The 26,606-nt window shown below is 69.6% G+C and carries 31 protein-coding genes; 10 read left to right on the top strand and 21 right to left on the bottom strand.

The window, feature by feature from the left end; all coding sequences use genetic code 11:
- Positions 1–36: 36 nt before the first annotated feature.
- From ACIBGM_RS20410 to ACIBGM_RS20395, 4 genes are read right to left on the bottom strand one after another with little or no spacing between them, the layout of a single operon-like run.
- Complete coding sequence (locus ACIBGM_RS20410) at positions 37–1,011, bottom strand: DUF881 domain-containing protein (RefSeq protein ID WP_360529293.1); 975 nt, start codon at positions 1,009–1,011, stop codon at positions 37–39.
- Position 1,012: 1 nt separating this feature from the next.
- Positions 1,013–1,345, bottom strand: coding sequence for a small basic family protein (locus ACIBGM_RS20405; RefSeq protein WP_360529296.1), 333 nt, complete (start codon positions 1,343–1,345; stop codon positions 1,013–1,015).
- Positions 1,342–2,184 (bottom strand): DUF881 domain-containing protein, encoded by an 843-nt coding sequence (locus tag ACIBGM_RS20400; RefSeq protein WP_360529299.1) that lies wholly within the window; start codon positions 2,182–2,184, stop codon positions 1,342–1,344. The genes ACIBGM_RS20405 and ACIBGM_RS20400 overlap by 4 nt, the downstream gene beginning before the upstream one ends.
- Positions 2,185–2,188: 4 nt before the next feature.
- Positions 2,189–2,785, bottom strand: a complete 597-nt coding sequence (locus tag ACIBGM_RS20395; RefSeq protein WP_360529302.1) for a CDP-alcohol phosphatidyltransferase family protein — start codon at positions 2,783–2,785, stop codon at positions 2,189–2,191.
- A 218-nt stretch (positions 2,786–3,003) separates the two neighbouring features.
- Here ACIBGM_RS20395 and ACIBGM_RS20390 point away from each other — a divergent pair, with 218 nt between their 5' ends.
- The 6 genes from ACIBGM_RS20390 to ACIBGM_RS20365 are packed head-to-tail and all read left to right on the top strand — an operon-like array spanning position 3,004 to position 7,532.
- Positions 3,004–3,372, top strand: a complete 369-nt coding sequence (locus ACIBGM_RS20390) for a YciI family protein (protein WP_360529305.1) — start codon at positions 3,004–3,006, stop codon at positions 3,370–3,372.
- On the top strand, positions 3,369–4,550 hold the full coding sequence (locus ACIBGM_RS20385; protein ID WP_360529308.1) for a sigma-70 family RNA polymerase sigma factor: 1,182 nt from the start codon (positions 3,369–3,371) through the stop codon (positions 4,548–4,550). The genes ACIBGM_RS20390 and ACIBGM_RS20385 overlap by 4 nt, the downstream gene beginning before the upstream one ends.
- 32 nt (positions 4,551–4,582) lie before the next feature.
- Positions 4,583–5,470, top strand: a complete 888-nt coding sequence (locus tag ACIBGM_RS20380; RefSeq protein WP_360529311.1) for a serine aminopeptidase domain-containing protein — start codon at positions 4,583–4,585, stop codon at positions 5,468–5,470.
- Between the two features lie 31 nt (positions 5,471–5,501).
- Positions 5,502–6,122 carry a GNAT family N-acetyltransferase gene (locus ACIBGM_RS20375; protein ID WP_360529314.1) on the top strand — a complete coding sequence of 207 codons (621 nt, stop codon included), beginning with the start codon at positions 5,502–5,504 and terminating at the stop codon, positions 6,120–6,122.
- Positions 6,123–6,180: 58 nt separating this feature from the next.
- Positions 6,181–6,675: a SigE family RNA polymerase sigma factor gene (locus tag ACIBGM_RS20370; protein ID WP_360529317.1), complete on the top strand. Its 495-nt coding sequence runs from the start codon at positions 6,181–6,183 to the stop codon at positions 6,673–6,675.
- Entirely contained in the window at positions 6,672–7,532 is an 861-nt protein-coding gene (locus ACIBGM_RS20365; protein WP_360529320.1) for a PASTA domain-containing protein, read from the top strand. The genes ACIBGM_RS20370 and ACIBGM_RS20365 overlap by 4 nt, the downstream gene beginning before the upstream one ends.
- 2 nt (positions 7,533–7,534) lie before the next feature.
- On the opposite strand, the gene ACIBGM_RS20360 is transcribed toward ACIBGM_RS20365, so the two are convergent.
- Positions 7,535–8,326, bottom strand: a complete 792-nt coding sequence (locus ACIBGM_RS20360; protein WP_396386431.1) for a DinB family protein — start codon at positions 8,324–8,326, stop codon at positions 7,535–7,537.
- Between the two features lie 56 nt (positions 8,327–8,382).
- Positions 8,383–8,982 carry a helix-turn-helix domain-containing protein gene (locus ACIBGM_RS20355; RefSeq protein ID WP_396386430.1) on the bottom strand — a complete coding sequence of 200 codons (600 nt, stop codon included), beginning with the start codon at positions 8,980–8,982 and terminating at the stop codon, positions 8,383–8,385.
- Positions 8,983–9,076: 94 nt separating this feature from the next.
- On the opposite strand from ACIBGM_RS20355, the gene ACIBGM_RS20350 reads away from it, so the two are divergent.
- The gene (locus ACIBGM_RS20350) at positions 9,077–10,621 is read left to right on the top strand and encodes an MFS transporter (RefSeq protein ID WP_396386429.1); all 1,545 of its coding nucleotides are present in this window, start codon (positions 9,077–9,079) and stop codon (positions 10,619–10,621) included.
- Here the strand turns inward: ACIBGM_RS20350 and ACIBGM_RS20345 are convergent.
- Together ACIBGM_RS20345 and ACIBGM_RS20340 are read right to left on the bottom strand one after the other, a co-directional pair.
- Positions 10,575–12,173 (bottom strand): DNA polymerase Y family protein, encoded by a 1,599-nt coding sequence (locus ACIBGM_RS20345; protein WP_396386428.1) that lies wholly within the window; start codon positions 12,171–12,173, stop codon positions 10,575–10,577. The genes ACIBGM_RS20350 and ACIBGM_RS20345 overlap by 47 nt on opposite strands.
- Positions 12,173–13,183 carry a hypothetical protein gene (locus ACIBGM_RS20340; protein ID WP_360529335.1) on the bottom strand — a complete coding sequence of 337 codons (1,011 nt, stop codon included), beginning with the start codon at positions 13,181–13,183 and terminating at the stop codon, positions 12,173–12,175. Before ACIBGM_RS20340 ends, ACIBGM_RS20345 begins: the two co-directional genes overlap by 1 nt.
- Positions 13,184–13,259: 76 nt before the next feature.
- On the opposite strand from ACIBGM_RS20340, the gene ACIBGM_RS20335 reads away from it, so the two are divergent.
- The 3 genes from ACIBGM_RS20335 to ACIBGM_RS20325 are packed head-to-tail and all read left to right on the top strand — an operon-like array spanning position 13,260 to position 15,047.
- A complete protein-coding gene (locus ACIBGM_RS20335) occupies positions 13,260–13,799 on the top strand; it encodes a hypothetical protein (protein ID WP_360529338.1) in 540 nt (179 codons plus the stop codon).
- A gap of 48 nt (positions 13,800–13,847) precedes the next feature.
- Positions 13,848–14,312, top strand: coding sequence for a PPOX class F420-dependent oxidoreductase (locus ACIBGM_RS20330; RefSeq protein WP_396386427.1), 465 nt, complete (start codon positions 13,848–13,850; stop codon positions 14,310–14,312).
- Positions 14,313–15,047, top strand: a complete 735-nt coding sequence (locus ACIBGM_RS20325) for a PIG-L family deacetylase (protein ID WP_396386426.1) — start codon at positions 14,313–14,315, stop codon at positions 15,045–15,047.
- Here the strand turns inward: ACIBGM_RS20325 and ACIBGM_RS20320 are convergent.
- The 13 genes from ACIBGM_RS20320 to ACIBGM_RS20260 form a co-directional block, all read right to left on the bottom strand.
- Positions 15,010–15,702 (bottom strand): GntR family transcriptional regulator, encoded by a 693-nt coding sequence (locus ACIBGM_RS20320; protein WP_360529347.1) that lies wholly within the window; start codon positions 15,700–15,702, stop codon positions 15,010–15,012. The genes ACIBGM_RS20325 and ACIBGM_RS20320 overlap by 38 nt on opposite strands.
- 141 nt (positions 15,703–15,843) lie before the next feature.
- Positions 15,844–16,788: an alcohol dehydrogenase catalytic domain-containing protein gene (locus ACIBGM_RS20315; RefSeq protein WP_396386425.1), complete on the bottom strand. Its 945-nt coding sequence runs from the start codon at positions 16,786–16,788 to the stop codon at positions 15,844–15,846.
- Positions 16,789–16,852: 64 nt separating this feature from the next.
- The gene (locus ACIBGM_RS20310) at positions 16,853–17,752 is read right to left on the bottom strand and encodes an amidohydrolase family protein (protein WP_360529353.1); all 900 of its coding nucleotides are present in this window, start codon (positions 17,750–17,752) and stop codon (positions 16,853–16,855) included.
- Position 17,753: 1 nt separating this feature from the next.
- A complete protein-coding gene (locus ACIBGM_RS20305) occupies positions 17,754–18,146 on the bottom strand; it encodes a cupin domain-containing protein (protein WP_360529356.1) in 393 nt (130 codons plus the stop codon).
- Between the two features lie 118 nt (positions 18,147–18,264).
- A complete protein-coding gene (locus ACIBGM_RS20300) occupies positions 18,265–19,836 on the bottom strand; it encodes an FAD-dependent monooxygenase (protein ID WP_360536023.1) in 1,572 nt (523 codons plus the stop codon).
- 4 nt (positions 19,837–19,840) lie between these two features.
- Positions 19,841–20,566 (bottom strand): SDR family NAD(P)-dependent oxidoreductase, encoded by a 726-nt coding sequence (locus tag ACIBGM_RS20295; RefSeq protein WP_396386424.1) that lies wholly within the window; start codon positions 20,564–20,566, stop codon positions 19,841–19,843.
- 262 nt (positions 20,567–20,828) lie between these two features.
- On the bottom strand, positions 20,829–21,533 hold the full coding sequence (locus ACIBGM_RS20290; protein WP_360536028.1) for a GntR family transcriptional regulator: 705 nt from the start codon (positions 21,531–21,533) through the stop codon (positions 20,829–20,831).
- Positions 21,530–22,366: a fumarylacetoacetate hydrolase family protein gene (locus ACIBGM_RS20285; protein ID WP_396386423.1), complete on the bottom strand. Its 837-nt coding sequence runs from the start codon at positions 22,364–22,366 to the stop codon at positions 21,530–21,532. Before ACIBGM_RS20285 ends, ACIBGM_RS20290 begins: the two co-directional genes overlap by 4 nt.
- Before the next feature lie 119 nt (positions 22,367–22,485).
- Entirely contained in the window at positions 22,486–22,881 is a 396-nt protein-coding gene (locus ACIBGM_RS20280; RefSeq protein WP_396386422.1) for a RidA family protein, read from the bottom strand.
- Entirely contained in the window at positions 22,881–23,969 is a 1,089-nt protein-coding gene (locus tag ACIBGM_RS20275) for an Ldh family oxidoreductase (RefSeq protein ID WP_360536034.1), read from the bottom strand. The genes ACIBGM_RS20280 and ACIBGM_RS20275 overlap by 1 nt, the downstream gene beginning before the upstream one ends.
- Positions 23,966–24,745 carry an ABC transporter permease gene (locus ACIBGM_RS20270; protein ID WP_360536036.1) on the bottom strand — a complete coding sequence of 260 codons (780 nt, stop codon included), beginning with the start codon at positions 24,743–24,745 and terminating at the stop codon, positions 23,966–23,968. Before ACIBGM_RS20270 ends, ACIBGM_RS20275 begins: the two co-directional genes overlap by 4 nt.
- The gene (locus ACIBGM_RS20265; protein ID WP_360536038.1) at positions 24,742–25,551 is read right to left on the bottom strand and encodes an ABC transporter ATP-binding protein; all 810 of its coding nucleotides are present in this window, start codon (positions 25,549–25,551) and stop codon (positions 24,742–24,744) included. The genes ACIBGM_RS20270 and ACIBGM_RS20265 overlap by 4 nt, the downstream gene beginning before the upstream one ends.
- A gap of 12 nt (positions 25,552–25,563) precedes the next feature.
- Positions 25,564–26,583, bottom strand: coding sequence for an ABC transporter substrate-binding protein (locus tag ACIBGM_RS20260; protein ID WP_360536040.1), 1,020 nt, complete (start codon positions 26,581–26,583; stop codon positions 25,564–25,566).
- Positions 26,584–26,606 lie beyond the last annotated feature (23 nt).

Below are 26,606 nucleotides of genomic sequence, written 5' to 3'. Positions count from 1 at the left end.
GTTCCTCTTTCGCTCAAGTACGGATCTGTGGGTCAGCTACTTGGTCGGGCTGGGCGCCGGGCGAGCGTAACGATGCTCCTCGGGCGCGTGCAAGGCGGTGATCGACACCTGCTTCAGCTCGTTCACCTCGGCCGTGCCGCCCACCTGCGGACCGGTCACCTCGCTGACCAGGCCGCCGGGGAAGTTGGCCGCCTCGGCCAGGTTGTGCGACTCGCCGATCGCCTCGATCACATACGGCGAGGTGACCTTCTGGCCGTCGATCCGGATGCCGGGCGAGTCGTCGACGAAGTCGGTGCTGGCGACCACCCGGGCCGAGCCGTTGATCTGGATCGCCTCCGCGCCGGCGTCGCGGAGCTCCTCGATCGCGTCCAGCAGGTTGCTCGAGGTCATCTTGCCCTCGGGGTCGTTCAGCGTGATCCGCACCCCGGGGCCCTGGGCCGGCAGGGTGCCGGCCAGGATGCCGAGCACCCGGATCTGCGCCTCGGCCTGCTCGCGGGCGGTCTGCGCCTTGTCCGCGCTGGACTCGAGGGTGTTCTTGCGCTCCTCGAGCTCGGCGATCTCGCTCTCCAGCCGGCGGGTGTTCTGGCCGAGGCCGTCCAGGATCGCGATCAGGTCCTCGCGGCGGGCGTTCTGGTAGCCGTCGTCGGCCCGGTTCACCCGGACCTGGACGACCGCCATGCAGGCGACCAGCGCGAGCACGACGGCGACGATCGCCTGGCCGCGGGACGGCTTGAACCCGGCCTTGAGCCGCCGCCAGGCCAGGTTCGGCGTCCGCGGCTTCTTCGGCTGCGGCATCGGCGTCGGCTCCGCCGGGTGCGCCGCCTCCGCGGCGGGCTCGGGCTTCACCTCAGGCTTCGGCTCAGGCTTGGCCTCGGGCTTCACCTCAGACGTGGCCTCGGGCTTCGGCTCAGGCTTGGCCTCGGGCTTCACCTCAGACGTGGCCTCGGGCTTCACCTCGGGCTTGGCCTCAGGTTTCGGCTCGGCTTTGCGTTCCGGTGTTTCGTCAGTCATGTCAGGCCCTGAAGATGTGCCGGCGGATCGCGGCCATGTTGGTGAAGATCCGGATGCCCAGGACGACGACCACGCCCGTGGACAGCTGGGAGCCGACGCCGAGCTGGTCGCCCAGGTAGACGATCAGCGCCGCGATCAGCACGTTGGAGATGAACGAGACGACGAACACCTTGTCGTCGAAAATCCCGTCCAGGAACGCGCGCAGCGCCCCGAACACCGCGTCCAGCGCCGCCACCACGGCGATCGGCAGATACGGCTGCGCCCACTCGGGGACGTCGGGCGCGACCAGCAGGCCGACCACGACGCCGATCACCAGTCCGAGTACGGCGATCATCTCGGTCCCACCTTCGCGTAGCGCAACGCGATGGTCGCATCGGCCGGCACCAGCAAGGAGTCCTCCGTCGTGATCGTCATCCGGACATCGAAGTTGCTGACCAGGTACTGCATCCACTGCCCGCCCGAGCTCTGCGCGAACCGGGCCGGCATGGTCGCGGTGTCGCCGATCGCGAGCACCGTGTACGGCGGGGTCAGCGAGCTGTAGTCGACCGTGATCGCGCTGCCGGCGCCGCGGATCGCAGTCATCGACGTGAGCCGGTGACCGTTCACCGAGATCGCCTCCGCGCCGGACGTCCACAGGCCGTTGACCAGCTGCTGCAGGTCGACGTCGAGCAGCCGGCCTTCCTTGCCGGAGTCCTTCGCGTCGTCCACCACCGCCTTGATCCCCGGGCCGGTGGCGGCGACCGCGCCGGTCTGCAGCTCGAGGGTGTCCAGCTGCTGCTGCAGGGCGGCGCCCGAGCTGGTATTGCTCAGTCCGCTGGCCTGCAAGCGCCGTACCTGGTCGGCCAACTGGGTCTGCTCGGTGCGCATCCCGGTCAGCCGGGTGTCGGCCTGGTTGATGCGGGTGATCAGCTCCTTGCGCTGCTTCTCCGCCTCGGGCGCGCTGCGGTAGTTCTGCGAGGCGGCGATGGCGAGCAGGAAGCCGAGCACCAGGGTGGCGGCCACCAGCATGACGCGGTGCCTGGTCCGGGCCGGCTTGCCGTCCTGCTTCGGGCGGCGGGCGGCGACGGCGTACCCCTCGTCGAGCGGGTGGGCCATCAGGTTGTTCAGCAGCGACATCGACGCGTCGACACGCCGCTTCGGTGGGCCTTCCTGCGGTGGGGCTTGCTGTGTCACGGGTCTACCCGGCCGGGTCCTTGATCGGTTTCACCGTCTGGACCAGGTGGCGCAGCTGAGCGAAGTACAGCGCGCCGGCCCAGTAGTACAGCCCGGTGCCCCAGATTGCGAACGCCCAGCCGAACACCCGGGCGAGCAGGTTCAGCGTGCTGTCGCCGTCACCGAGCAGCAGCAGCGGGAACGCGTACAGCAGGCAGAACGTGGCCGACTTGCCGAGGAAGTGCACCGGCAGCGCGTTGAAGCCGCGGCGGTGCAGGGCGGGCAGGGTGAAGGTCAGCAGCAGGTCGCGCAGCGGCAGCGCGATCGCCAGCCACCACGGGATGATGTCGCGCAGCGCCAGGCCGAGCACGGTGGCGAAGATGTAGAGCCGGTCGGCGACCGGGTCGAGCATCTGGCCGAGCCGGGTGGTCTGGTTCATCCGCCGGGCGATCTGGCCGTCGGCCCAGTCGGTGAACCCGGAGATGGCGAGCACCAGGATCGCCCAGCCGTCCTCCTCCGGCCCGAGAATCAGCCATAGGAACAGTGGCACACCCAGCAACCGGATGAAGCTGAGCGCGTTCGGGATCGTCAGTATCCGGTCGGACACTTCCAAGTCCGGCACGCGACCCCTCCCTCTCTCACCCTGATACCCGTCGTAACTCTACTTGTCCGCCCCGACAGGTTTACGCCCGGCCACTCCGGGGCAGTCCCTGCCTTTCCCCTGATACCTGAACGCCCCGGCCCGATCCCCGCTACGCCTGGTGCGAACCGGTGACCCGATCGATATCAGAGGGTGATGCTTGTGGTGCCTCTACGCTGACCTGAACGGGAGGAGAGCTGGTGAAGTTCCTGGTGCTGATCTACGGCAATCCGGAGTCCCGGCAGGTGTGGGACTCGCTGACCGACGAGCAGAAGCGGGAGGGGATGGCCGGTTACACGGCGTTGCACGAGGCACTGGCCGTACGCGGCGAGCTGCTCGCCTCGGAGTCGCTCGACGACCCCGGGCTGACCAAGCAGGTGCGGGTGCAGGACGGCCAGGCACTGACCACCGACGGGCCGTTCGCCGAGGTGAAGGAGCAGCTGGCCGGGTTCTACCTGCTCGACTGCGAGAGCATGGAGCGCGCGGTCGAGATCGTGCCGCAGATCCCGGAGGCGCCGTTCAGCGTCGTCGAGATCCGCCCGGTCCGGGACCTCGGCGCGCTGATGTGATCGAGGAGCTGCTGCGCGAGCTCGCTCCCCAGGTGCTCGGCCCGCTGGTCCGCCGGTACGGCGACTTCGACGCCTGCGAGGACGCCGTACAGGAGGCGCTGCTGGCCGCGGCGCAGCAGTGGCCGGCGGACGGCGTGCCGGACAACCCGCGCAGCTGGCTGATCACGGTCGCCTCCCGGCGGCGGATCGAGGTGCTGCGCAGCGAGGCAGCCCGGGTACGGCGTGAGGAGACGGTGGCGGCGTGGCCGGAGACGGAGCAGTCGTCGTCGGTCGACGACTCGCTGACGCTCCTGATGCTCTGCTGCCACCCGGCGCTCACGTCGCAGTCGCAGGTGGCGCTGACCCTGCGGGCGGTCGGCGGGCTGACCACCGGTGAGATCGCCCGCGCCTTTCTGGTGCCGGAAGCAACCATCGGGCAGCGGATCAGCCGGGCGAAAGCGAAGCTGCGGGACGCCCGCTTCGCGCTGCCGCCGGCGGACGAGCTGCCGTCGCGGCTGGCCGCCGTACTGCATGTGCTGTACCTGATCTTCAACGAGGGGTACACCGCGTCGTCCGGTGCGTCGCTGCACCGAGTCGAGCTGAGCGCCGAGGCGATCCGGCTGGCCCGGCAGCTCCGCGAGCAGTTGCCGGCCGACGGCGAGGTCGCCGGGCTGCTGGCGCTGATGCTGCTGACGGACGCACGGCGACCGGCCCGTACGACGGCCGACGGCGCGCTGGTGCCGTTGCCGGAGCAGGACCGGTCGCTGTGGAACGCCGACGCGATTGCGGAGGGCACCGAGCTGATCGAGTCGACGTTGCGCACGGCGCCGGTCGGGCCGTACCAGCTGCAGGCCGCGATCGCCGCCGTACACGACCAGGCTCGCCGGGCCGAGGACACCGACTGGCGGCAGATCCTGATGCTGTACGAACTGCTCCAGTCAGCTGCGCCCGGGCCGATGGTCACCCTCAACCGCATCGTCGCCGTCGCGATGGTGCACGGGCCTGATCGTGGGCTCGCGCTGCTAGATGACGTGGATCCGGCGTTGAAGGACCATCACCGGGTGGCCGCCGTACGCGCGCATCTGCTGGAGCTGTCCGGCGACCTGCCCGCGGCGCGCGCCGCCTACCAGGACGCCGCCCGGCTCACCGGCAGCGTGCCTGAGCAGCGCTATCTGCAGTCCCGCGCCGATGCCCTCTGAGGTGGGCCCTCTGAGTGGGTCAGAATCGACCAGTGCAGACACCGGAAGCGACGTACGACGATCTGATCGATCGTGTTGACGTGTTCTACCAGCAGGGCTCCCACCGGGAGGCTCTGGCTGTGCTCGACGAGGCCGATGACTCCGTGCTCCCGTGGCTGGCCGAGCTGACTCACACGCGGGCTTGTCTCCTCGGAGTGCTCGGCCGACCGGAGGAAGGCCTGGCTGCTCTCCAGTCCGCCGCGGCGGCGGGCGCCTGGTGGGACGACTCGCTGCTGACCGAGGACGACGACCTGGCCAGTCTGCAGGAGCTGCCTGGCTTCGCTGAGCTTCGCGAGGTGTCTCGGACGCAGCGCACTGCCACACCTCCTGCGGCACCGATCTTGCAGCTGCCGGATGGTGCCGCGCAGGGCGTTGTGGTGGCGCTACATGGTGCTGGGCAGCGGGCGACGCGTGCGGCGCGCGACTGGGCGAGCGTGACGGCACTCGGCTACGCGCTGCTGTGCGTGGAGTCGTCGCAGCAAATGTCGCCCATGTACCGCACGTGGCCGTCTCCGGAGCAGTCTCGTGACGACGTGTCTTCGGGGCTCGCGACCATGCCTGCCGATCTGCAGTCGCTGCCGCTGATCGCTGCCGGGTTCTCCGCAGGTGGTCGGGTGGCGCTCGACTGGGCTCTCACCGGACAACCGCAGTCGGTTGCCGGCGTCGTCGTACTGGCTCCTGCGCTTCGGCAGCTGCCGGAGGCCGCGCGGGGTCCGCTGGAGCCGGCGGTGGTGTTGATGGGGACGGACGACGACCTGCGTGAGGTGGTCGAGGGTGACCGGTTGACCGCGTTCGGGGTCGCCGTGGAGTGGTTGCCGGGTGTGGGGCACGAGTTCCCGGCGGACTTCGCGGAGCGGCTCGCGCAGGTGTTCCGGAAGTAGAGCGTCCGGAACCCGGGCTAGCGTGCCGGGTATGAACAGCGTGAGCACGCCGATCGAGGCGGAGCAGTTGACCGTCGTCCCCGCGAACGAGGCGTCCTGGGAGGACCTGCAGGCGGTCTTCGGGACCGCCGATGCGGGGCACTGCCAGTGCCAGCGGTTCAAGATCCGCGGCTGGATCTGGCGTGACTCCACTCAGGACGAGCGGACCGCGATGCTGCAGGACCAGACGGCCTGCGGCGACCCGGCTGCCTCGGCGACCAGCGGTCTCGTCGGGTACGTCGACGGCACATCGGTCGGCTGGGTCGCAGTCGAGCCGCGAACGGCGTACCCGAAGCTCCGGACCTCGCGCATCCCGTGGACCGGCCGGTCTGAGGACAAGGACGACGACGGGGTGTGGTCGGTCACCTGCATGGTCGTCCGGAAGGGCTACCGCGGCCGCGGTCTCACCTATCTGCTGGCCCGCGCCACCATCGAGCACGCCCGTACGCGCGGCGCCCGGGCGCTCGAGGCCTATCCGATGGTCACGCAGGCCGGCAAGCAGATCACCTGGGGCGAGTTACACGTCGGCCCGCGCCAGGCCTTCGAAGAGGCCGGCTTCAAGGAGGTCACTCGGCCGACCGTGCGCCGTACGGTGATGCGCATCGACTTCTGACCTCGCGCTCGGAACCTCGGCCCGGGCCTCGCCTGTCTATACGGTGAGAGGGGGTGGCATGAGCGACGACTTCAGCGAGTACGTGGCGGCGCGGTGGGCGGGGCTGGTGCGCTCCGCGGTGCTGCTCGGGTGCACCCATGCCGAAGCTGAGGACCTCGTCCAGTCCGTGCTCGAGCGGTGCCTGCTGAAGTGGCGCAAGGTGCAGGCGGCCGACGACCGGGACGCCTACGTGCACCGGATCCTGGTCAACACCTTCCTGTCCACGCGTCGCCGCCGCTGGACCGGTGAGAAGCCGACCGCGACGCTGCCCGAGTACGGCGGAGCCGACCACACCACCGGCATCGACGACACAGACGCGATCATGCGCGCCCTCGACAGACTGCCCGGCGACCAGCGCACTGCAGTGGTACTGCGGTACTACGCCCATCTGAGCGAGCAGCAGATGGCCACCGTGCTCGACGTCGCCTCCGGCACCGTGAAGAGCCGGCTGTCCAGAGCCGTGAAGGCCCTGGCCCAGGACCCGGACCTGGCCGAACTGCGAGGATCCCGATGAACGAATCCAAGCTGACCGACCTCCTCGACCGCGCCGCCGAGCGCACCACCGTCGGGCCGCCCCCGATCGACGCGATGCACGCCCACGCCACCCGAGCACGCCGCCGCCGCACCCTGGCGGTCTGCGTCACCGCCGCCGTCGCCGTCGCAGCCGCCGGCGGCGCAACCGCCCTCCTCACCAGCCCGACCTCGTCAGTCACCCCACCACCCGTCGCCTCCACCAGCCCCCACGTCGCGCCCGCCGACACCCGCTTGGTCGGCGTCGGTCACGCGGCCATCGCCGTCCCCGCCGAGTGGGGCACCAACAAGGAACGCTGCGGGACGCCGACGGCCGACACGGTCATGTTCGACGTGGGAGCCGTCCATCTCTGCCTGTCGCCTCGCCCCGCCGGCGTCGAAAGCGTCTGGATCCTTGACGGCAAGACCCGGTTTTTCAAGTTCGTCGCCGACGAAACCTTCCAGCTCGACGGTGTCCGGGCCGAACGTCAGCGCACCAGCTGCGTCAGCGAGTCGTTCAAAAAGGTCACGGTGTGCTCGGGCGCGGTGTATCTCCCGTCGCTCGACGTGAAGTTCTACGCGCAGTCGTCGACGAACGCAGCCGAGGTCGACCGGATCCTCGACCGCGTCACGATCGTCCCGGACCGGGTCGGCGTACCGCCCTTCCGCTACTTGGAACCTGGGAACGGGCTGTCGGCGGCGAAGTACGCCGAGGCACTCCGCGCCCTGGGGCTGAAGCCGGACATCCAGACCAGGAAGTGGCCCAGTTACACCCCGGGCGAACTGATGAGAGTCATGCCCGAGGCGGGCACGATGGTGCCGCTGGGCAGCACCGTGACGATGATCGTGGTCGCGCCCTGACGCTACTGACGGGACTCCAGGGTGGTCAGGTCGCGGAGGGCGAAGCGGTAGTGCTCGGCTTCCTCGTCCATGAGGACGCCGAGGCAGTCGGCTACCGCGCGGTCCTCCTCGGGGTAGCCGGGTGCGGGTGAGCGTGGGCAACGGCGGCCGAGGTCGGCGTTGGTTAGGTCCTCGAGGATGGCGTTGACCACTGCTTGCCGGTCTGCGCGGGCTTCGACGACTTCGGCGTACGTCGGTTTGGCGTCGAGGTCGATGCCCAGCGCCGCCGCGTCTGCGGGGTTGTAGGCGGTTTGCGGGAGTGCGAGCGGATGGAACGGTCGCTCCTGGTCGAGGATCGTGCGGCTCACCCAGGAGTCGGTGATCCAGATGAGGTGGCGCAACGTCTCGACGAAAGACCACTCACCGGCGACCCGCTCGTGGCGAGCGGATTCGGGCAACCGCTCGGCCCGGGCGGTCAGCTCCGACCACAGCCCGTCCAGCGTCGCCCACATCGCGCGGAAGCCGTCGGCGTCCTGGATCTCCCGCAACTGCACCCGCTCGGGGTGCCGCCGGTCGAGCTCGGCCTCGACGTACTCCGTGACGTCGACACCGTTCACGACCAGGCTGCTCACCCACCCGGAGATGTCGACGTCGACCAGCGCCGCGTCGACGATCTTCACCCCGGTCAGATCACAGTCGACGAACCGCGCGCCGCGCAGGTCCGCCACCATGAACGTCGCCCCGCGAAACCTCTCGTCCGCACCGTGGTATCCCGGCGACCACCGATGCGGACCGAACTGCCCCAGCTCGTTCATCGCGCCATTCTCACCCCTACCGCCGACAATTCCGCCCGCCTGTCGAGGAGACCGCGTCAGCTGCCTGCCGACTTACGCTTCGGGGCCGCGCGGACATGGGCGCGTTCGCCTTGTTTGCCGATCAGGCTGAGGAACTCGACCGGGCCGGCGCTGGTGGCGCCGAACCAGTGCGGGGTGCGGGTGTCGAACTCCGCGGCCTCCCCCGGCTCGAGGATGAGCTCCTGGTCGCCGAGGACGAGCCGGAGCCGGCCGTTGAGAACGTAGGCCCAGTCGTACCCCTCGTGGGTGCGAAGGTCGGGCACTTGGTCGTCGCGCCCGGCCGGGAGCACGAACTTGTACGCCTGGATGCCACCGGGCCGACGGGTGAGCGGCAGCACGACCATCCCGTCGCCGCAGGCGATCGGGCGCAGGTTGATGCGCGGGTTGCCGGTGGGCGGCGCGTCGACCAGCTCGTCGAGCGTGACCCCGTAGGCGCCCGCGAGCGGCAGCAACTGCTCCAGCGTCGGCCGCCGCAGCCCTGACTCGAGGCGGGACAACGTGCTGATCGAGATGCCGGTCTCGTCGGCGAGGTCGGCGAGCGTGACCTCGCGACGCAGCCGCAGCTGCTTCAGCCGGGGCCCGACCGCGTCCAGCGTTCTGTTCACTGCTTGGCTCATGCATTCCAGTTTGCCATTCGGCAACAAGCTTTGCCGATTCGGCAGATTCCTCGCCACCATCGGTGCTGACTCTCGACGTTGTGAAGGGAAGCCCATGAGTACCCACGTGGCGGCCGCTGCGCCGACCATCGACGACCCCCGCCGGCGGCGCGCGATCCTGGTCGCGGTCTGCGTCGCGCTGATGGCGGTGATCGCCTCGGTGTCCGGTTTGAACGTCGCGCAGCCGGAGCTCGCGGTCACGTTCGACGCCTCCCAGACGGAGGTCCTGTGGTTCATCAACCTCTACACGATCAGCTTGGCCGCGCTGCTGCTGCCACTTGGAGCGGCCGGTGATCGGTGGGGCCGCAAGCCGGTACTGCTGGCCGGTCTGCTCCTGTTCGGGGTGGCCAGTGCCGCAGCCGGCTTGGCCACGTCGGCCGAGATGATGCTCGCGGCCCGGTTCGTCAGCGGTGTCGGCGCGGCGATGATCATGCCGGTCACGCTCGCCGTCATCACGTCGGCCTTCCCGGACGAGCACCGTTCGAAGGCGATCGGCGTGTGGACCGGGGTCGCCGGTGGTGGCGGCATCCTCGGCATGTACCTGTCCGCCGTCCTGGTCGACCTCGCGAGTTGGCGCTGGCTCTTCGTGCTGCCGGTCGCTCTGGTCGTTGTGGCGATCGTGATGGCACTGCGAGCTGTGCCCAACTCGCGTGAGGAGTCGGCGCACCGCTTCGACGTCGTCGGCTCGCTGGCGTCCGTGGTGGCTGTGTTCGGCTTCGTCCTCGCGTTGCACGAGGGGCCGGAGCGGGGTTGGGGCGCGCCGCTGACGCTGGTGAGTCTTGCGGTGGGTGTGGTCGGCGCAGTCGCCTTCGTGGCGTGGGAACTGCGCCGGGCGGCTCCGCTGCTCGACGTACGACTGTTCCGCAAGCGGGGTCTGGCGAGTGGGTCCGTGTCGCTGCTGACGGTGTTCGGTGTGCAGGCCGGGATCTTCGTCGTACTGTTCCCGTTCTTCCAGGCTGTGCTCGGCTGGTCCGGGTTGCGCTCGACGCTCGCGCTGATGCCGATGGCGTTGCTGATGATGTTCGCCTCCGGGCTCGCGCCGCGGCTCGCCGCGCTGATCGGAGGCCGCGCGACGATGGCGGCCGGGATCCTGCTCGGGGGCGTCGGCCTGGTCCTGATGGCGACGCTCGTCTCCGCGGACGGCGGCTACGTCGCGATCCTGCCGGGCATGCTCGCGATGGGACTCGGCATGGGCCTGTCGATGACTCCGTCCACCGAGGTGATCACGAGTGCGCTGCCGCGTGAGCGCCAAGGCGTCGCGTCCGCGCTCAACGACGTGACGCGGGAGTTCGGCACCGCGCTCGGTGTCGCGTTGCTCGGAGCAGTGTTGTCCGCCGGCTACCGCAATGCCATCGACCAGCAACTCGCCGGAATCCCCGAACCAGCCGCCGACACCGCCCGCGAAGGCATCGCCAACGCCATCGCAGTCGCCCCCGAAGCGGGACCCCAAGCAGAGGCCCTGATCCGGGCCGCTCAGGATTCCTTCGTCAGTGGCTGGCAGCAATCCATGTGGGCGGGCGCGGTCCTGATGGCGCTCCTGTTCCTCTCGATCGTCAGTCATAGGTGGCTTCGGCCTGCCAGGTGGTTTGGTGGAGGGTGAAGAGCCAGGCCCGGGTGTCGGCGGTGGTGAACTGGAAGCGGGCGCGGCGGGACTCGGTGTCCGGGTCCCACCAGCGCTCGTCGACCAGCCAGGGGCCGGCCCAGGCAGTGATCGGGTGCAGCTTGTTGCTATCGGGTGCAACTTGAGCGGCTGGGCCGAGGCGGAAGGCGGTGGGCGTGCCGGAGAGCGCGCCGCGGGCGCTGACCGAGACCTCGCTGCCGTCCTCGGCGAGGACCTGCGCGGGAAGCGGGGTGGGGAAGATGGTGGTCGGCGCGAGGGCGGGCCAGCGCGTGGCGTCGGCGGAGCTGATCGAGCCCGGCCACGGCTGATCCGCGGGATGGGCCGGCACCGGGCGGTCGCCCCACGGGACCAGCGTCTGCCGCTCGGCGTACCCGCGGCCGCCACCGATCACCACCGACGCGACGGCCCCATGACCGAGCATGCTCTGGACCCGCGACAGCGCCCGGTGGATCCGCTCGTCCGGCCCGCCGCCCCACAGCCCGTCGACGTGCGCGCCGACCGGGTCGACCTGCTCGGGCACGAGTCGGAGCCGTACGACGGGTGACGTCAGCTCGGTGGTCGCCGTACCGCTCCCCTGCAGCTGCCAGCGGACCCGATCCACCACGTCCGCCGCGGTGAACCAGCGGGGGTGCAACCACTCCCGCTCGTGGATCCGGCCGGACTCGGTGCCGGCCTCGACCCGCAGCGTCGTACAGACCAGGCCGAGCTCGGTCAGCCGGGCAATCAGCTCGTCGGCGACCGACCGGACCGCGAAGGCGACCTGGTCGACCCGGTCCACCGCCGGCTCGAAGTCGAGGGTGCGGACGAGCTCCGGCGGGACTTCGCGGCCGGCTACGGAGCGATCGTCGAACCCACAGGCCAGCCGGTGGGCGTAGGCGCCGTCGGGGCCGAACCTGGTCAGCACCTCGGTGGGAGACAGCCCCGCGAACGCACCCAGCGACCGCAGCCCGAGCCGGCGGAGCAGGTCGGTCAGCGTCGGCTGCTCGAGCGTGTCGACGCTGAACGGCGCCAGGAACTCCGCCGACTCCCCCGGCGGGACCACCAGGATCCGCGTCTCCGCCGAGCTCGACCGGGCCGCCTGCTCGGCGGCGAACGGACCGTCGGCGATCCCCACCCGGCTCCCCGGCACGTCGAACGTCTCGAGCCGGTCGAGCAGCTTCGCGGCCGCGGCCGGCTCGCTGCCGTAGAACCGGGACGGACCGCGCGCCTTCAACGCGCACATCCCGGGCCGGATCACCTGGATGCCCGGGATGAGCGCCTCCAGGCAGCCGATCACCGGGTCGAACGAGCGCGCGTCGATCACCGGGTCGTACTTCAGCACGACGAGCTCCGGGCAGCGCGACTGCGCGTCCCGGGCCCGCAGACCGCGGCGCACCCCGCCGGCCCGGGCCGCGGCGGAGGTGGCGAGCACCTTGCCCTTCTCCAGCACGGCGATGGGCTCGTCCGGAGAGCGCCCGGCCGCCACCGCGGCCGCTGTCACCGGCCAGTCCGGCACCCAGACCACCATCGTGCGAGTCAGCCCACGCCCCATCACCCCACCGCCTCGTCCTGCCAGCCCGGAGCCTCGCCAACACCCGGCCGGAAGGCGCCGTCCGCCGCCGAGCCGACCCCGCGAACAGCGCCACCTCCGGAGTCGACCGAACGGGAGGCACCGTCAGACGCGGAGCCGACCGCGCGAACAGCGGCATCCGCGGAGTCCACCGGGCGAAAGGTGCTGTCCGCCGCGGTGTCGATCGAGCGGATGGCGCCGTCCGGTCCGGGGAGCCAGAGCTGGTGCCGGCGTTGGCGCACGGCGGCTCGCCGGCCGGTGACCACGACGGTCGCCTGCCGGGCGGCGAGCAGGCCTTCACCGGCCCCCAAGCCGGTCCAGACGTTGCTCTCCACCTCCAGCCGCGCCTCACTCCCCGGCCAGGAGCCAACCGCGATCAGCACCGCACCCCGGGTCCGCAGACGCGCGGCGAGCCGGGACGCCTCCCCCGGCGTCACCTCCCCCGGCGGACGGACCACCACCACCGTCAGCGCATCGACCAGAGCAGCGACGACGTTGAGCCAGTCATGCTCCGGATCCGGCACCAGGACCAGGCGCTCGAGGTCCACCCCGAGCGCCCGCGCAGCCTCCGCCCCGAACGACGGCAGCCCGACCACCCCGCACCACGCACCCTCCGCGGACGGACCGGCCATCATCGCCATCGCCAGCGCCGACGATCCCCGCACGGAGTACGCCGATCCGCCGCGCAACCCAGCCCCCGCCAGCAGCTCGGAGACCGCGGGCAACGTGGGCAGCACCCGATCCACACTCGCGGTGTCCAGCGCCTGCTGCACCCGCGTCTCGGTGGTCCGCGGCGCCGCCACCAACCGCCGCACCCCACCACCCGCGGTCGCCTGGGCGGAAATCCGGAGGGGGACGGGTGAGTCGAGGGTTTCTTCGTCCTCGGCCTGAAGCCGAGCCGCCTTCTGCGCCTTGGCTCGGGCGAGCAGCGTGCGCGCCTGATCCAGCGCCGTCACCGCCGGCGCCCGATCCGCTGCCTTTCTCCCCGTCATGAATCCATGTTCGAACACCTGTTCGAACATGTCAATCCGGTCGTCCACAGCTCACCGGGACACTAGAGTCCAGCGCATGCGGCGGGTGGAGCACGCGCGATTGGTGGACGCGCTTCGAGTGGTCGAGGACAGTATCGACGAGGCCTGGCGAGGGTTCTGCGCGGAGTCGGGCGTGGCAGTTGGTACGGCGGAGGCCCGGGAGCTGGCCGAGGTCGTTCTGCAGGACACGTCCGAGTTCGACTGGCGGGTTGTGGACGGGGCGCTCAAGCAGTTGACGTGTGGTGAGTGCGGCTCGGGGCTTGGCGCCGGTCCGGTCGGCTGTGCGAGTTGCGACAAGGCGAACGGCTTCCGCTTCGCTGCACGTGAGGTCGACCGTCCCGACGTACCGCCGGGCAACGAGCACGCTATCCGGGTCTCCTCTGCGGTCGCCAGGACCAGGCACAGGTACACACCCCGAGCCCGCGCCGGCTACGAGCTCTTCCTCCCCGAGCTCCTCGCCGGCGCCCTCCCGACCACCCCACAGGCCCAACGCACCAAGGACCTCATCAACCACCTCCCCGACGAGGAGCTGGAACAACTCCTCACCCCCGACGACCTGCTGAGGAAGGCCACCTGATGGACGACGAGGAGACGGGGGTGGTGTGAGCGAACATAGGGTGGGGGCATGCCGAGAACAGTTGCCACGAATACGACGGTCGGGGTCGAGGAGCTGCTGGAGTTCGTGCGGCCGCGCCATCACATGTTGCTGATCACCACGAGGGCGGACGGGACGCCGCAGGCCTCGCCGGTGTCGGGTGGAGTGGACAGCGAGGGCCGGATCGTCATCTCGTCGTACCCGGAGCGGGCCAAGAGCACGAACGTGGAGCGGAACCCGCAGACCAGTGTCGTGGTGCTGTCGGACGACTGGAACGGTCCGTGGGTGCAGGTGGACGGCACTGGCGAGGTGATCCAGCTGCCGGACGCGGTGGAGCCGCTGGTTGAGTACTACCGGTCGATCTCCGGTGAGCACCCGGACTGGGACGAGTACCGCGAGGCCATGCGGACGCAGGGCAAGTGCCTGATCCGCGTCACCCCGGAGCGCTGGGGCCCGGTCGCGACAGGCGGCTTCCCGGCCCGGCTGGCCGACTAGTTGCGTACGGCGCTCGTTATCCACGCGCATCCGGATGACGAGGTCTTCGCTACCGGCGCCGCCACCGCAGTGCTCAGCGCTGCGGGGTGGCACGTCGTACTGCGGGTCGCCACAGCAGGAATCGGCAACGCGGCAGACAGACTGCAAGCGTCATGCGACCTGCTCGGCATCGACGAGTGGAACTGGCTGAGCACCAAGGGCCGCTGGGTCGACGACGGTGGATCAGGCGGCCCGCACACGCTGGCGAGTGCACAGCCCAATGAGGTCGCGGCAGAGGTCGCACGCGCCGTCAGCGAGGTCCAACCGCAGCTCGTGCTGACGGTCGGAAGGGACGGGCTCACAGGACACCCGGACCACATCGCCATCTCACGAGCCGTGCAACAGCAGCAGACTCACGCCTTGGGCGCAAGGCTGCGAGCACAGGACGTGCAGGCAGGCCACAACCACCTGCAACGACACCTGCCCGGAGAGAAGGTGGGCTCCGGGCAGGTCGTCGGCTGCCAAACGGAACTGCAAGAGATCACCAGCACCCCGGAAGCAGCCCAACGCCGTCGCAAGGCGTTGGACCAGTACTACGACGGCCTGGGTACGACGGACATCACCGAACTGGTCACCACCTACGGCAGACGCGGCGACTCCCTGCTGCTGCGGGCGATCTTCGACGCGGGTGGCTGGCAGACCGACCGCTTCGAGGTGCTCAACTCTTCTGGTAGCGACGCTCCATCGTTTGCGTGATGCGCTGCATCGCGCCCTCGAGGTGTTCGCGCAACGCGGCCTCCGCACCGGCCTCGTCGTGCGCGACGCACGCGTCGAGTATCGCCTGGTGCTCACGCCGGGTCTGCTCGATCCGCGCCTTGGTCTGCCGCGAGCCGAACCGGTAGCGCTCGCTGTTCTGCCACACCGGCTCGATCGCGCGCGGCAGCCAGCGCGACCCACCGGCCCGGTAGATGGCGAAGTGGAACTCGGTGTGCGCCTGCCGGGAGGCGATGTTGTCGCCGGCCTTCGAGAGCCGCACGTGCTCGGCCAGCGCAGTGCGGGCCAGTGCGGCGTCGGAGTCGGAGAAGCGGGTCGCGGCCGCCCGTACCGCGAGGGACTCCAGCGCCAGCCGGGTCTGGTGCGTGTCGCGCAGGTCCTCCATCGACAGCTCGCGGACCCACGCGCCCTTGTGCGGAACGATCTCGACCAGCCCGAGCGCCTGCATCCGCCGCAGCCCTTCGCGGATCGGCATCTGGCTCATGTCCAGCCGCTTCGCGAGCTCCTCGAGCCGAAGCGCCGTACCACTCGGAAGCTCGCCGGACAGGATGAGTTCGTGCAGTTCGGCGGCCGCCTCCTCGGCGAGGGTACGACGGCCGGTCGGTCCCCCGGGCGTGAGCTCGAGTCGTCGGGTCATAGGGTGCGGGCTACCTCTCTCCTCCACTGCACAACTCTGGGAGGTAACCGTAGCGGCCGGTGGGTGATCTGCGGGACTCCGACAACAGATTGCTCAGTATCACTGATTGGTCTAGTCCAGCGGCCCGAACCGGCAGCTACGTCAGAACACCGTCAGATCAAGGAAAACCCTGCGATCGGGAGCGATCCGGTCCAGTGCGTCGCCGGCCCGGTCGGCGGTCACCAACTCGACGTCCGGCCGCACCTGCACCGGCGCGACCGCAGCGAGCGCCTCGCTGACCGCACCAGGTTCGAGGACTGTTCGTTGCAGGTTCACCGGCAGCACTCGCAGGTCTCGCCCGATCAGCTGGTGCAGGTCGATCGTGGTGAACTCACCAGCCTTGTAACCCAGTACGGCGATCCGCCCGCCCGGAGTGATCTGGCCGAGCACCCCACTGGTGACCGGACCGCCCACAGTGTCGATCGCCGCGTCGCACCACGGCAGCTCACGCCCGACCTGCCCTAGCTCGTCCACACGCACGATCTGGTCGACCAACGGCGCAGCCGCGTCCACAGCCTCGCCGACCCAGGCCAGCCCGATCACCTTCCGCGCACCGGCCGCGCGAGCCATCGCTGCACACAGACGACCCAGCAGACTGGTCACCCCGGTGACCACAACGGTCTCGTCGTCCAGCACGGCGGCAACGCGCCGCACGGCAGTATGGGCAGTCAACGCCGGCGTCAGCAGAGCAAGAGCGACCACAGCATCCAGCTCGGCAGGCAGCCGGTGTACTGCGGCATCGGGCACGACGGCGTACCGGCCCCAGAGGCCCTGCCTCGTCACCCCGACACCCTCGCCACGGATCAGCACGGGCGTCCCGGCCGCAAGACTCGCTGAGGTCACCGCGACACCAACGCCTTCGGACCCCGGCATGAAGGGTTGCGTCGGTTGTTTGCCAGCCAGGACCGACCGGTCGGCCTGCGTCACCGCGGCCAGCCGCATCTCGACCAGCGTCTCCCCTGGTCCGGCAACCTGCTCGACCTCTTCGGCCTTCAGCTGCTGACCCGGCCCATGACTGCGCAGCACTGCCCCCGTCCGCGCGCTCATTGCTTCACCCCGGTTCCCACGATTTGATATCTGATCACACGTTTGTCCTGACGAAAAGCCCGTCTCACGGCGCGACGACCTCCTTCGCCAGCGGTACGGTCAGCTCACCGGCCGCCAGCGCCCGCATCGCGGACACGGAGTCGCTGCCCATCGGGAACGGCCAGTCGCTGCCGGCCAGCACCCGCTCGGGCCCGAACGTGGAGCCGAGCAGCTCCAGTACGGCGTCGTCGTGCACCAAGTCGTCGACGTAGAACCGGCGCAACGCGTCCGCCACCGCCAGCGACGGTGGCTCGATCCCCGGCCGCGCCGTGTCGATCCCCCGCTGCCAACGGCCGGCCAGCGCCGCCGTCACACCACCCCCATGGCACAGGCAGAACCGGATCCCCGGAAACCGCCCCGGCACATCCGCGAAGATCAGACTCGCCGCAGCCAGCCCGGTCTCGTACGGATTCCCCAACAGATTCGTCAAGTAGAACGACTCGAGCCGCTTGTCGTCACTGTGCCCCGGGTGGATCAGCGTGAAGGCCTCCAGTGCGTGCAGCATCTCCCACACCGGATCCAGCCCCTCGTAGCTCGGCGTACCCAGGGCAAAGCCGCTGAAGACCCCCTCGCGGGCCAGAGCAGCAGCAACCGAGGGTGCAGCTGCATCAAGCAGCGGCAGCTGGCCCAGCACCCGCAGCTGAGGTGTGGCGAGCTCCCGCAACCCCTGGTTCACCAACTCGGCCCACTCGACGCCGGTGTCGTACCGGAAGAGTGCAGGCGGGACGGACACCACAGCACCGTCCAGGTCTTGCTCGTCGATCCAGCGCAGAAGTGCAGCCGGGTCGGCCAGCCGCCCCAACGGCAGCCGCTGTCCGTCGACGACCAGCGAACCGTTGTCGACGGACAGCCCGAACTCGCCCTTGTGCGCAGCGGAGAGCACAGTGGGCGGGATCAGGTGGGTGTGGACGTCCCAACCGGCCATCTCAGCGGGCGTCCTCGTCGTTGTCGTAGAACGACGGCCGCTCCGGGTAGTGCGGCCCGTCGTACACCTCCAGCAGGACGGACGTCTCCTCGGCCAGCGTCGGCCCGTGCACGTTGCCCTTGGGGTTCCAGTAGAAGCTGCCCTTGGTCAGCGTCGTCCCGGTCGGCAGGTACACGTACCGCCCGGACAGGCAGAACATGAACTGGTTCGACGCGTGCTTGTGCTCGGACGGGATCCCGGACCCCTTCTCGAACCGCACCAGCGCGATCGACGCCTCGGTCTCCGGGTCACGCCACAGCATCTTGTGGGACAGCCCGCCGAGGGACTTGTCCACCCACTCCAGGTCCTCCGTCTGCAGCAGCAACTCGCGCAGCGGCTCGTCGAACCCGGTCATGGGGCCTCCCGGCCTGGACTGAGGAGTGGAGGGAGCGAAGCGACTGGAGCGACGAGGGAAGGCCGGGAGTTCCAGCCCCATGACCCGCCGCGCGGCAGCGCGGCATTCAACAGAGTCATCAACCCTCCCGCGGCACAGGTCGGCCGGTGATCCCGGAGTAGAGCTCGTCGGCCACGCCGGGTCGCATGGGCGCGACTGCGGCGATGTGGCCGTCCGGCCGGACCAGGACGACGGTGTCCGGGCCCACGCCGTACCTGTCGGTGGCAATGCTTCCCGGGTCGAACAGCGCCCGGTCGCGCAGGCCGGAGTCGTGCGGTGCGTCCCACCGGGAGACGGCGTAGTGCTTCAACGCCGGCGAGTCGTTCGGCGGGATGTCCGGCCGACGCCGTACGTCGGTGAAGTAGAGCGCCACGAACGAGTGCCGGCACAGCTCGTGGATCGCCACCCGACCGGACGGGCCCTGCAACTGAAGATCCGGCGCCCGGTCACCGGCCCGTACGGCGGGTGGTTCGGGAGCGGTGGCCACCATCGACCAGTCCCCCTCGCCGGTCACGTCCAGCCGCACACTCAGCAGGGTCCGGGTGTACGCCGTCGCCCAGTCACTGCCGGACGCGGTCACCGCACCGTGCTGGTGGGACATGTACTTGCGGGCGGCCTCCGCCATCTCACCGGAGCCGTTGATCGCCACCGGCCGCTGCTCCTGCTCGTACCCGTCCAGCAGGGCTTCGTCCGCCCAGCCGCGCAGCACCCAAGCGAGCCGCCACGGCAGGTTGGACGCGTCCAGCGCACCCGTGTTGAGTCCCAGCGCCCACATCGGCGTGATCAGGTGGGCCGCGTCGCCCATCAGGAACACCCTGCGGTCCACGGACCACTGGTCCGCGACCCGGTGGTGCACGTTGTAGACCACTGAGCCGAGCAGCTCGATCCGATCCACCTCGCCGATGAACTGCTTGACCTTGACCAGCAGGTCCTCGTCCCCCGGCGGCTCGGCGCCCGGGCCGAGCGGGAACAGGAACCGCCAGTTGTCCGGCTGCCGGATCAGCACCATCCACTCGGACTTGTCCGCGAAGTACGCCAGGTAGGGGTAGTCACGGGCGTTGTCGACGTCCAGGTCGACCACGACGTCGATCAGCATGTACCGCTCGGGCAGAGTCTCCCCCACCACCGTCACACCGAGCGCGTCGCGGATCTTGCTCCGGCCGCCGTCGCACGCCAGCAGGTGCGAGGCCTCCAGCGTGCGCGGCCCCTCCGGCGTCTCCACCTGCAGTACGACGCGGTCGTCCCGCACCTCGAAGGACGTGAGCCGGTGCTGCGTGAGCACGGGCTGCGACAGCGCCGCCGCGAGGATCGGCTCCATCTTCTGCTGCGGCAGGTTGATCACGAACGGGAACTGGGTGTCGTTGACCAGCTCGGCCAGCCGCACCGAGGCCCGGGGCGTGTTGCTGGCCCGGTCGATGTCACCGATCTCGTCGATCCGCAGCGCCGCGGCCAGGATGCCGTCGACCGCGCCGTACCGGTTCCAGATCTCCAGGGTGCGGCTGAGCGTCGTACCGGCCTTGGTGTCCGAGGACAGGACCGCGTCCTCCTCGAGCAGCACGAACGGTACGCCGTAGTGCGCCAGGCCGAGCGCCGTCGTCAGGCCGATCGGGCCTGCACCGACGATCGCGACGGGCAACTGATCAGCAGTCACTCATTCACTCCGCGAAGGTTGTCAGCTTGGGAAAGGCCCGTTCCCGGGTCAGCACCGACCCGGTCATCGCGGCCGCGTCGGACAGCAGGAACAGCAGTGGACCGACCACGTCCTCGGGGTCTCCGATACCTATGGTGTCCTGCCAGTGCTCCCGGTCCGCACCGGCGTTCGCTCCTCGGAACTGCTCGGTGTCGATCACGCCCGGCGCGGCGATGTTCACCCGCACCCGGTGCTCGGCCACCTCGGCGGCCAGCGACTTCGCGAAGGCGATCAGCGCAGCCTTGCTCGACGCGTACGCCGCCGCACCGGCCCACCCGGTGACGGCTATACCCGACGTGAACACGACCACCGACCCGGACCGCCGCGCCACCATGTGCGGTACGACGGCCTGGCACACCCACACCACTCCGTCGAGGTTCACCTGCAGCGTCCTGGTCCACTCGGCCGGGTCCATCTCGACCACAGTTGACCGAGGCTGCACCGCAGCGCCCGCGACCAGCCCGTCGATCCGCCCGTAGCGAGCCATCACCATCGCGACGGCAGACTCCACTGACGCGCGATCTGCAACGTCCACCTCGACGTAGTCGACCCCCACATCAGGCTTCACCACGTCGAAGACCACCGCAGTGCCTCCGCAGGCCGTCACAGCCCGGGCCAGCGCCGCCCCAATGCCCTGGGCACCACCTGTGATCACCACGACCTCACCGGCCGCATCGAAGCTCACCTTCATGAGTTTGATGGCATGCGAACCCCGTCGTTCACGGCGAGGAGCGGCATCCATCTCCCTCCTTTCAGGTTTTGTCGGTAGGCGCAGGTAGTATTTTCGCCGGTTGCGATAGCCAAGCAACTGGCAGTAGTAGGACCAGTAGTAACCGCGGCCGGGCGGGCCGTGGCAGCGCGGGGAGCCTTCTTGTGCAGTAAGGCACGGCTGTGAACCGCGAACCTCAGCCCGCAAGGGTTGGAATCCCCTGCCTTCGGGTGGTGGGAGGACGTCAAGACGTCTCCTTCTGCTTCGATGATGACGTCATCGTTTGGGTGATCCGCTGGAAGGCGCCGACCAGGTGGTTACGCAACGCCTGCTCGGCGGCTTCCGGGTTGCGGGCGACGCAGGCGTCGAGGATGGCCTGGTGCTCCACTCGGCTCCGCTCGATCAGGGCCGCGGTCGGCCGGCTGCCGAACCGGTACCGCTCACTGTTCTGCCACACCGGCTCGATCGCCCGAGCGAGCCACTGCGACCCACCGGCCCGGTAGATGGCGAAGTGGAAGTCCGCATGCGCCTGCCGCGCGCCCACCGAGTCCTCTGCACGAGACAGCCGGAGGTGCTCGGCCAGAGCGGCAGTCGCCTTCTGGAAGTCCTCGTCGGCGAAGTGCTCCGCAGCCGCACGTACGGCGAGACTCTCCAACGCCAGCCTGGTCTCGTGCGTGTCCCGCAGATCGGCCAGCGACAGGTCCCGGACCCAGGCGCCCCGGTGCGGGATGATCTCGACCAGTCCGAGCGCCTCCAGCCGGCGGAGTCCCTCCCGGACCGGCATCTGGCTCATCTCCAGGCGACTCGCCAGCTCGACCAGCCGCAACGGCGTACCGCTGGGCAGTTCGCCGGACAGGATGAGCTGGTGCAACTCGGCCGCAGCATGCTCGGCGAGCGTACGGCGCCCGCCGCGACCCCCACCTGGTAGCAACTCCAACGGACCGCTCATGCCCGCGTCACCTTGTTGCGGAGCTCACCGATCTTGTCGGCGCGGGTGACGACCACATCGCCCTCCTGCAGGAAGACCTGCGGCTCGCGGGCATTGCCGATACCTGCAGGCGTCCCGGTCAGCAGGAGGTCGCCAGGCCGCAGCGTCATACCGAATGACAGCTCGCTGATCAGCGTCGCAACGTCGAAAGCCATCTGCTTCGTCGACGCGTCCTGTCGCACCTCACCGTTGACCAGGCACTGCAGCCGCACGTTCTGCGGGTCACCGAGCTCGTCGGCCGTCACGATCCAGGGGCCGAGCGGCATGGTGTCGTCGATGCTCTTGCCCTTCAGCCACTGGCCGCCGTGCGCCCGCTGCAGGTCCCGCTGCGACACGTCGTTGGCCAGCGTGTAGCCCCACACGTAGTCGAGCGCGTTTGCGGCCGGGATGTTGCGGCCCGTCTTCCCGATCACCAGCGCCAACTCGGCCTCGTAGTCCCACTTGGCCGAGATCGCGGGGTCCCAGGCGATGTCGTCGTACGGGCCGATGACGGTGTCCGGGCCCTTGGTGAAGAAGGTCGGGTGCTCGGGCCGGTCGACGTCCTGGCCCTCCCGCTTGCCGCGGCTCTCCTCGAAGTGGTCCCAGTAGTTCCACCCGGTGCACAGAATGTCCCGGCGGAACCGTCGCAGCGGCGGCCGCAGAATCTCTTCACTGTAAGGGATGCGCTCGTCACCGACGGCGTCGGCGCCCGAGATGATCGCAGCGAGATCCGTTGCTGAGAGCAACAAGACCGAGTCCCCGTCGAGCACGCCCGGCCGTTCCCGGCCGCCGTGCTCCACCATCACGTACCGCATCTCAGGTCCACTCGACGCCACGCATGCTAACCCCCCAACTCATCCGCGTCCTCGCTTCGCTCCGAGCGCGGCTGAGGCACGAAACGGGCTGTGCTTGATGATGAACTCGCTACGCTCGTTCATGAAACCACCGCGATAGCGCTGATCTCGATCAGATAGTCGGGGTGCGCGAGCTTGCTGACCTCGACCATCGTCGAGGCCGGCAGCGGCTCGGTGAAGTACTGCGCCCGGATCTCGTGGATCTTGGCGAAGTCCTCCATGTTGCGCACGTACACATCCACCCGGCAGACGTCCGCGAGCGTGCCACCGGCCGCTCGCACCGCCGCCTGCACGTTCTCGATGACCTGCCGGGTCTGCTCCCGGATGTCGCCGACGCCGGCGATGCTGCCGTCCGGCCGGCGTGCCGTCATCCCGGAGACGAACACCATCCGCCCGGTCGCCTCCACCGTGGTGGCCTGCGAGAACACGCCGTTCGGGCTGTGCAGGTCGGTCGTCGAAACCTGTGTCTTCGGCATCAGTCGAGCACCCCTCCCGCCGGGACGACGGCGCCGACCGCGCGTGCCGCCGCCAGCAACCCGTCCAGCCCGGACCTTTCGATCAGCACACCGTGCCGCCGCTGGTGCGAGGCCCGTTCCGCCTCGATCTCCCCCGGCAGGTACAGCCGGCCCACCCCGGGCGCCGTCGCGCTGCCGCGCACCCGCGCGGCCAGGCCGGACGAGCGGCGCCGGAAGTTCTCCACGCCGCCCAGCAACTCCGGGTCGATCGCCAGGAACAGGTGGGCGCAGTCGTTGGGCCGGCCCGGCTCCCGGTACAGCGGCCGCACCTGGTCGCCCCAGCCGCCGCCACTCAGCACTCCGGTCAGTACGTCGATCATCAGCGCCAGCCCGAAGCCCTTATGCCCGGCAGCGGGCAGCAGCATGCCGAGGACGGCTTCCTCGGCATCCGTGGTCGGGGTCCCCTCCGAGTCGGTCGCCCAGGTGTCCGGGATCGGCCGGCCGGCTGACGCCGCGAGCCTGATCTTGCCGAGGGCAACAGCCGACAATGCCATGTCGAGAACGATCTCCACGCCGGCCGAGGTCGGCACCGCGACCGCCAGCGGGTTGTTGCCGACGATCCGTTCGGCCCCACCGGGAGCAGGCATCAACGGCGTCGTGTTGGACATCGCGACGCCGACACAGCCTGCTTCACCGGCCTGCATCGCCCAGCGGCTGGCCGCGCCGAAGTGGTGCGCGTTGCGGACCGACACCAGGCCGATCCCGTACCGGCCGGCGCGCTCGATCGCGTGCCCCATCGCCTGCGGGCTCGACAGCTGGCCCATTCCGCCCCGCGCGTCCACGACCAGCGCGGCGCCGGCGTCGTACAGAACGTCCAGCTCGCGTTCCCTGGTGACACCGCCGGCGTTCAGCCGTTCGACGTACATCGGGACGAGCATGATGCCGTGCGAGCTCACGCCGCGCAGGTCCGCCTCGACCAGGGCAGCGGCGATCTTGCCCGAGTCGGCCGGGTCGAAGCCGAGCGCGCTGAACACCGCCGAGACGGTGGCCTCGAGCCACGCGGGCCGGACCAGCACCCGGCGATCGGCGTCGGAAGCCTGCGCTGTCATCGGGTCTCCTGGGCCCACGGCAGGAACAGGTGCTCCAGCAGGACCAGGCCGTAGAACAAGATGATGCTCATGATGCTGAGCAGCGTGATCGCGGCGAACGCCAGCGCGGTGTCGGCACTCGCACCGGACTGCTGGATCACGTACCCGAGGCCCTGGGTGGCGCCGACGAACTCGGCGATCACCGACCCGATCACGGCCAGCGAGATGGCCACCTTCAGGCCGGTGAAGATCTGCGGCATCGCGTAGCGCAGCCGCAGCTTGAAGAACTCCTGGGTCCGGCTCGCGTTCAGCGACCGGAGCAGCTCGACCAGCTCGACCGGTGTCGACTTCATCCCCTGCGCGGTCGAGATCACGATCGGGAAGAAGCACATCAGCAGCACCATGACGACCTTGGGCCACTGCCCGAAGCCCATCCAGACCACCAGCAGCGGGGCGATCGCGATCTTCGGGATCGCGTTCACCATCAGCAGCAGCGGGTAGACCAGGCGCTCCAGGATCACCGAGCGGACGATCAGCAACGCGATCGGGACGCCGATCACGATCGCCAGCAGGAAGCCCTCGACCGTCTCCAGGAACGAGATGCCGGTCTGCTGCAGCAGGTACGCCGGCTGGTCGAAGAACGTCCTGATCACGTCGGACGGGCTGGGCAGCAGGTACGACTCGATGGAGAAGACGACGGTGGCGACCCCCCAGAGCGCGATCGCACCGATCAGGCCGACGATCGGCAGCAGGACGGCGGCGGTCGGAGACGTGGTCAGCCAGGAACGCTTCTTCACGGCCGCACCTCGTCGACCGGGCGCTCATCCATCGGTTGACCGGCCTTCTCCGCCAGCAGCCCGTGCAGCAGGCCGCTGATCTGCGCGACCTCGGTGAGGTGCGAGTTCTGGCCCAGGCTGCGCGGCCGCGGAATGTCGATGTCGACGACCTCACGCAACCGCCCCGGCCGCGGCGTCAGCACGACCACCCGGTCGGCCAGTACGACGGCTTCCTCGATCGAGTGCGTGACGAACACGATCGTGGTGGACAGCTCCATCTTGATCCGCTGCAGTTCCTCGGACAGCTCGGTCCGGGTGAGCGCGTCGAGCGCGGAGAACGGCTCGTCCATCAGCATCACCTGCGGATCGCGGATCAGCGAGCGGCACAGCGACACCCGCTGCTGCATGCCGCCGGACAGCTCGTGCGGCAGCCGCCGCTCGAACCCGCGCAGGCCGACCAGCTCGAGTAGTTGATGCGCCCGGTCCCGGTACGCCGCCTTCCCGCGGTCGCCCTCGCCGCCGTCGATCTCGACCGGCAGCATCACGTTGGACAGCACCGACCGCCACGGCAGCAGGGCCGGGCGCTGGAACATGAACGAGACGTCCCGGCGCGGCCCGGTGACGGGTTCCCCCGCCACCGCGACCGTGCCGGACGTCGGCGGCAGCAGTCCCGCGATCAGCCGGAGCAGGGTGGACTTGCCACACCCGGACCGGCCGATCAGCGTGACGAACTCGTTCGGCCGGACGTGCAGGTCGATTTCCTCGAGGGCTACGACCCGGCCCTCGCGTCCGTCGAAGACCTGCCCCACACCGTCCAGCCGAATCATCGTGGGCCGGCCTCAGCCCTTCGGGGCGAGGTCGACGGTGACCACGTCGGCGGGCGTCACCGAGCCGGCCGGCTCGATCGCCTTGGCGTCGTCGAGCACGGAGATGATCTTCTGCACCCGGGTCGGGTCGACCGCACCCAGCGGGCCCTTGAAGTCGTCCGGCTTCACGTACTTCTTCATCAGCTCGAGCTCCTTGGTGGCCACCGTGACGTCGGTCTGCGGCACGTGCTTCTTCAGGATCTCGGCCGCCGCAGCCGGGTCGTCGATGGTGTCCTGCAGGCCCTTGAGCAGCGCCTCGGTGAACTTCTTGACCTGGTCCGGGTGGTCCTTGGCCAGGTCGGAGCGGGTGATGATCGCGTTGCCGTACAGGTCCGGCAGCTTCTCGCCGTACGGCAGCGTCATGACCTTCTGCTTGGCCGCCTTCTCCACCAGCGGGACGCCGACCACGAACTGGCCGATCCCGTCCACCTTCTTGGAGGCGAGCAGCTGCGGCAGCGCGGGCGGCGGCGACGGGACGAAGGTGACCGAGTCGGCCGGGATGCCGGCGGCCTTGGCGTAGACCGGGAACATGACCTGGTTGGTCGAGCCCGGCTGGTCGCCGATCCGCTTGCCGACCAGGTCCTGCGGCTTGCTGATCGGGCCGCCCTCGAGCACCGCAATCGCGGCCAGCGAGCGCTGGTGGATCATCCCGACCGTGGTGATCGGCAGCTTCTGCTTGCCGAGCGTGATGACGGTGGCGGTGAAGTCGCCGATGCCGTAGTCGGCCTGACCGCCCGCGACCAGCTTCATCACGTCGACGGTGCCGGAGCCTGGGTTGATGGTGACGTCGAAACCGGCGTCCTTGAAGTAGCCCTTCTCCAGGGCGACGTACGCGTAGGCCTCACGACCGAAGGTGTTGAACGAGGTCAGATAGCTGACCTTCTGCAGGCCCGAGTCCTGGCTCTGGCCCTCGTTGCCGCTGTTGTTGCACGCACTGACCAGGGCGAGCCCCAGGACCGCCATCAGAGCGACGGCGGAACGCCTCAACCTCATATCGACCTCTCTCCTCCGATATT

Origin of the sequence: Kribbella sp. NPDC050470 (genome assembly GCF_044458365.1) — a bacterium.
Lineage (GTDB): Bacteria > Actinomycetota > Actinomycetes > Propionibacteriales > Kribbellaceae > Kribbella.
This window is presented reverse-complemented; position numbering and strand designations above follow the sequence as displayed.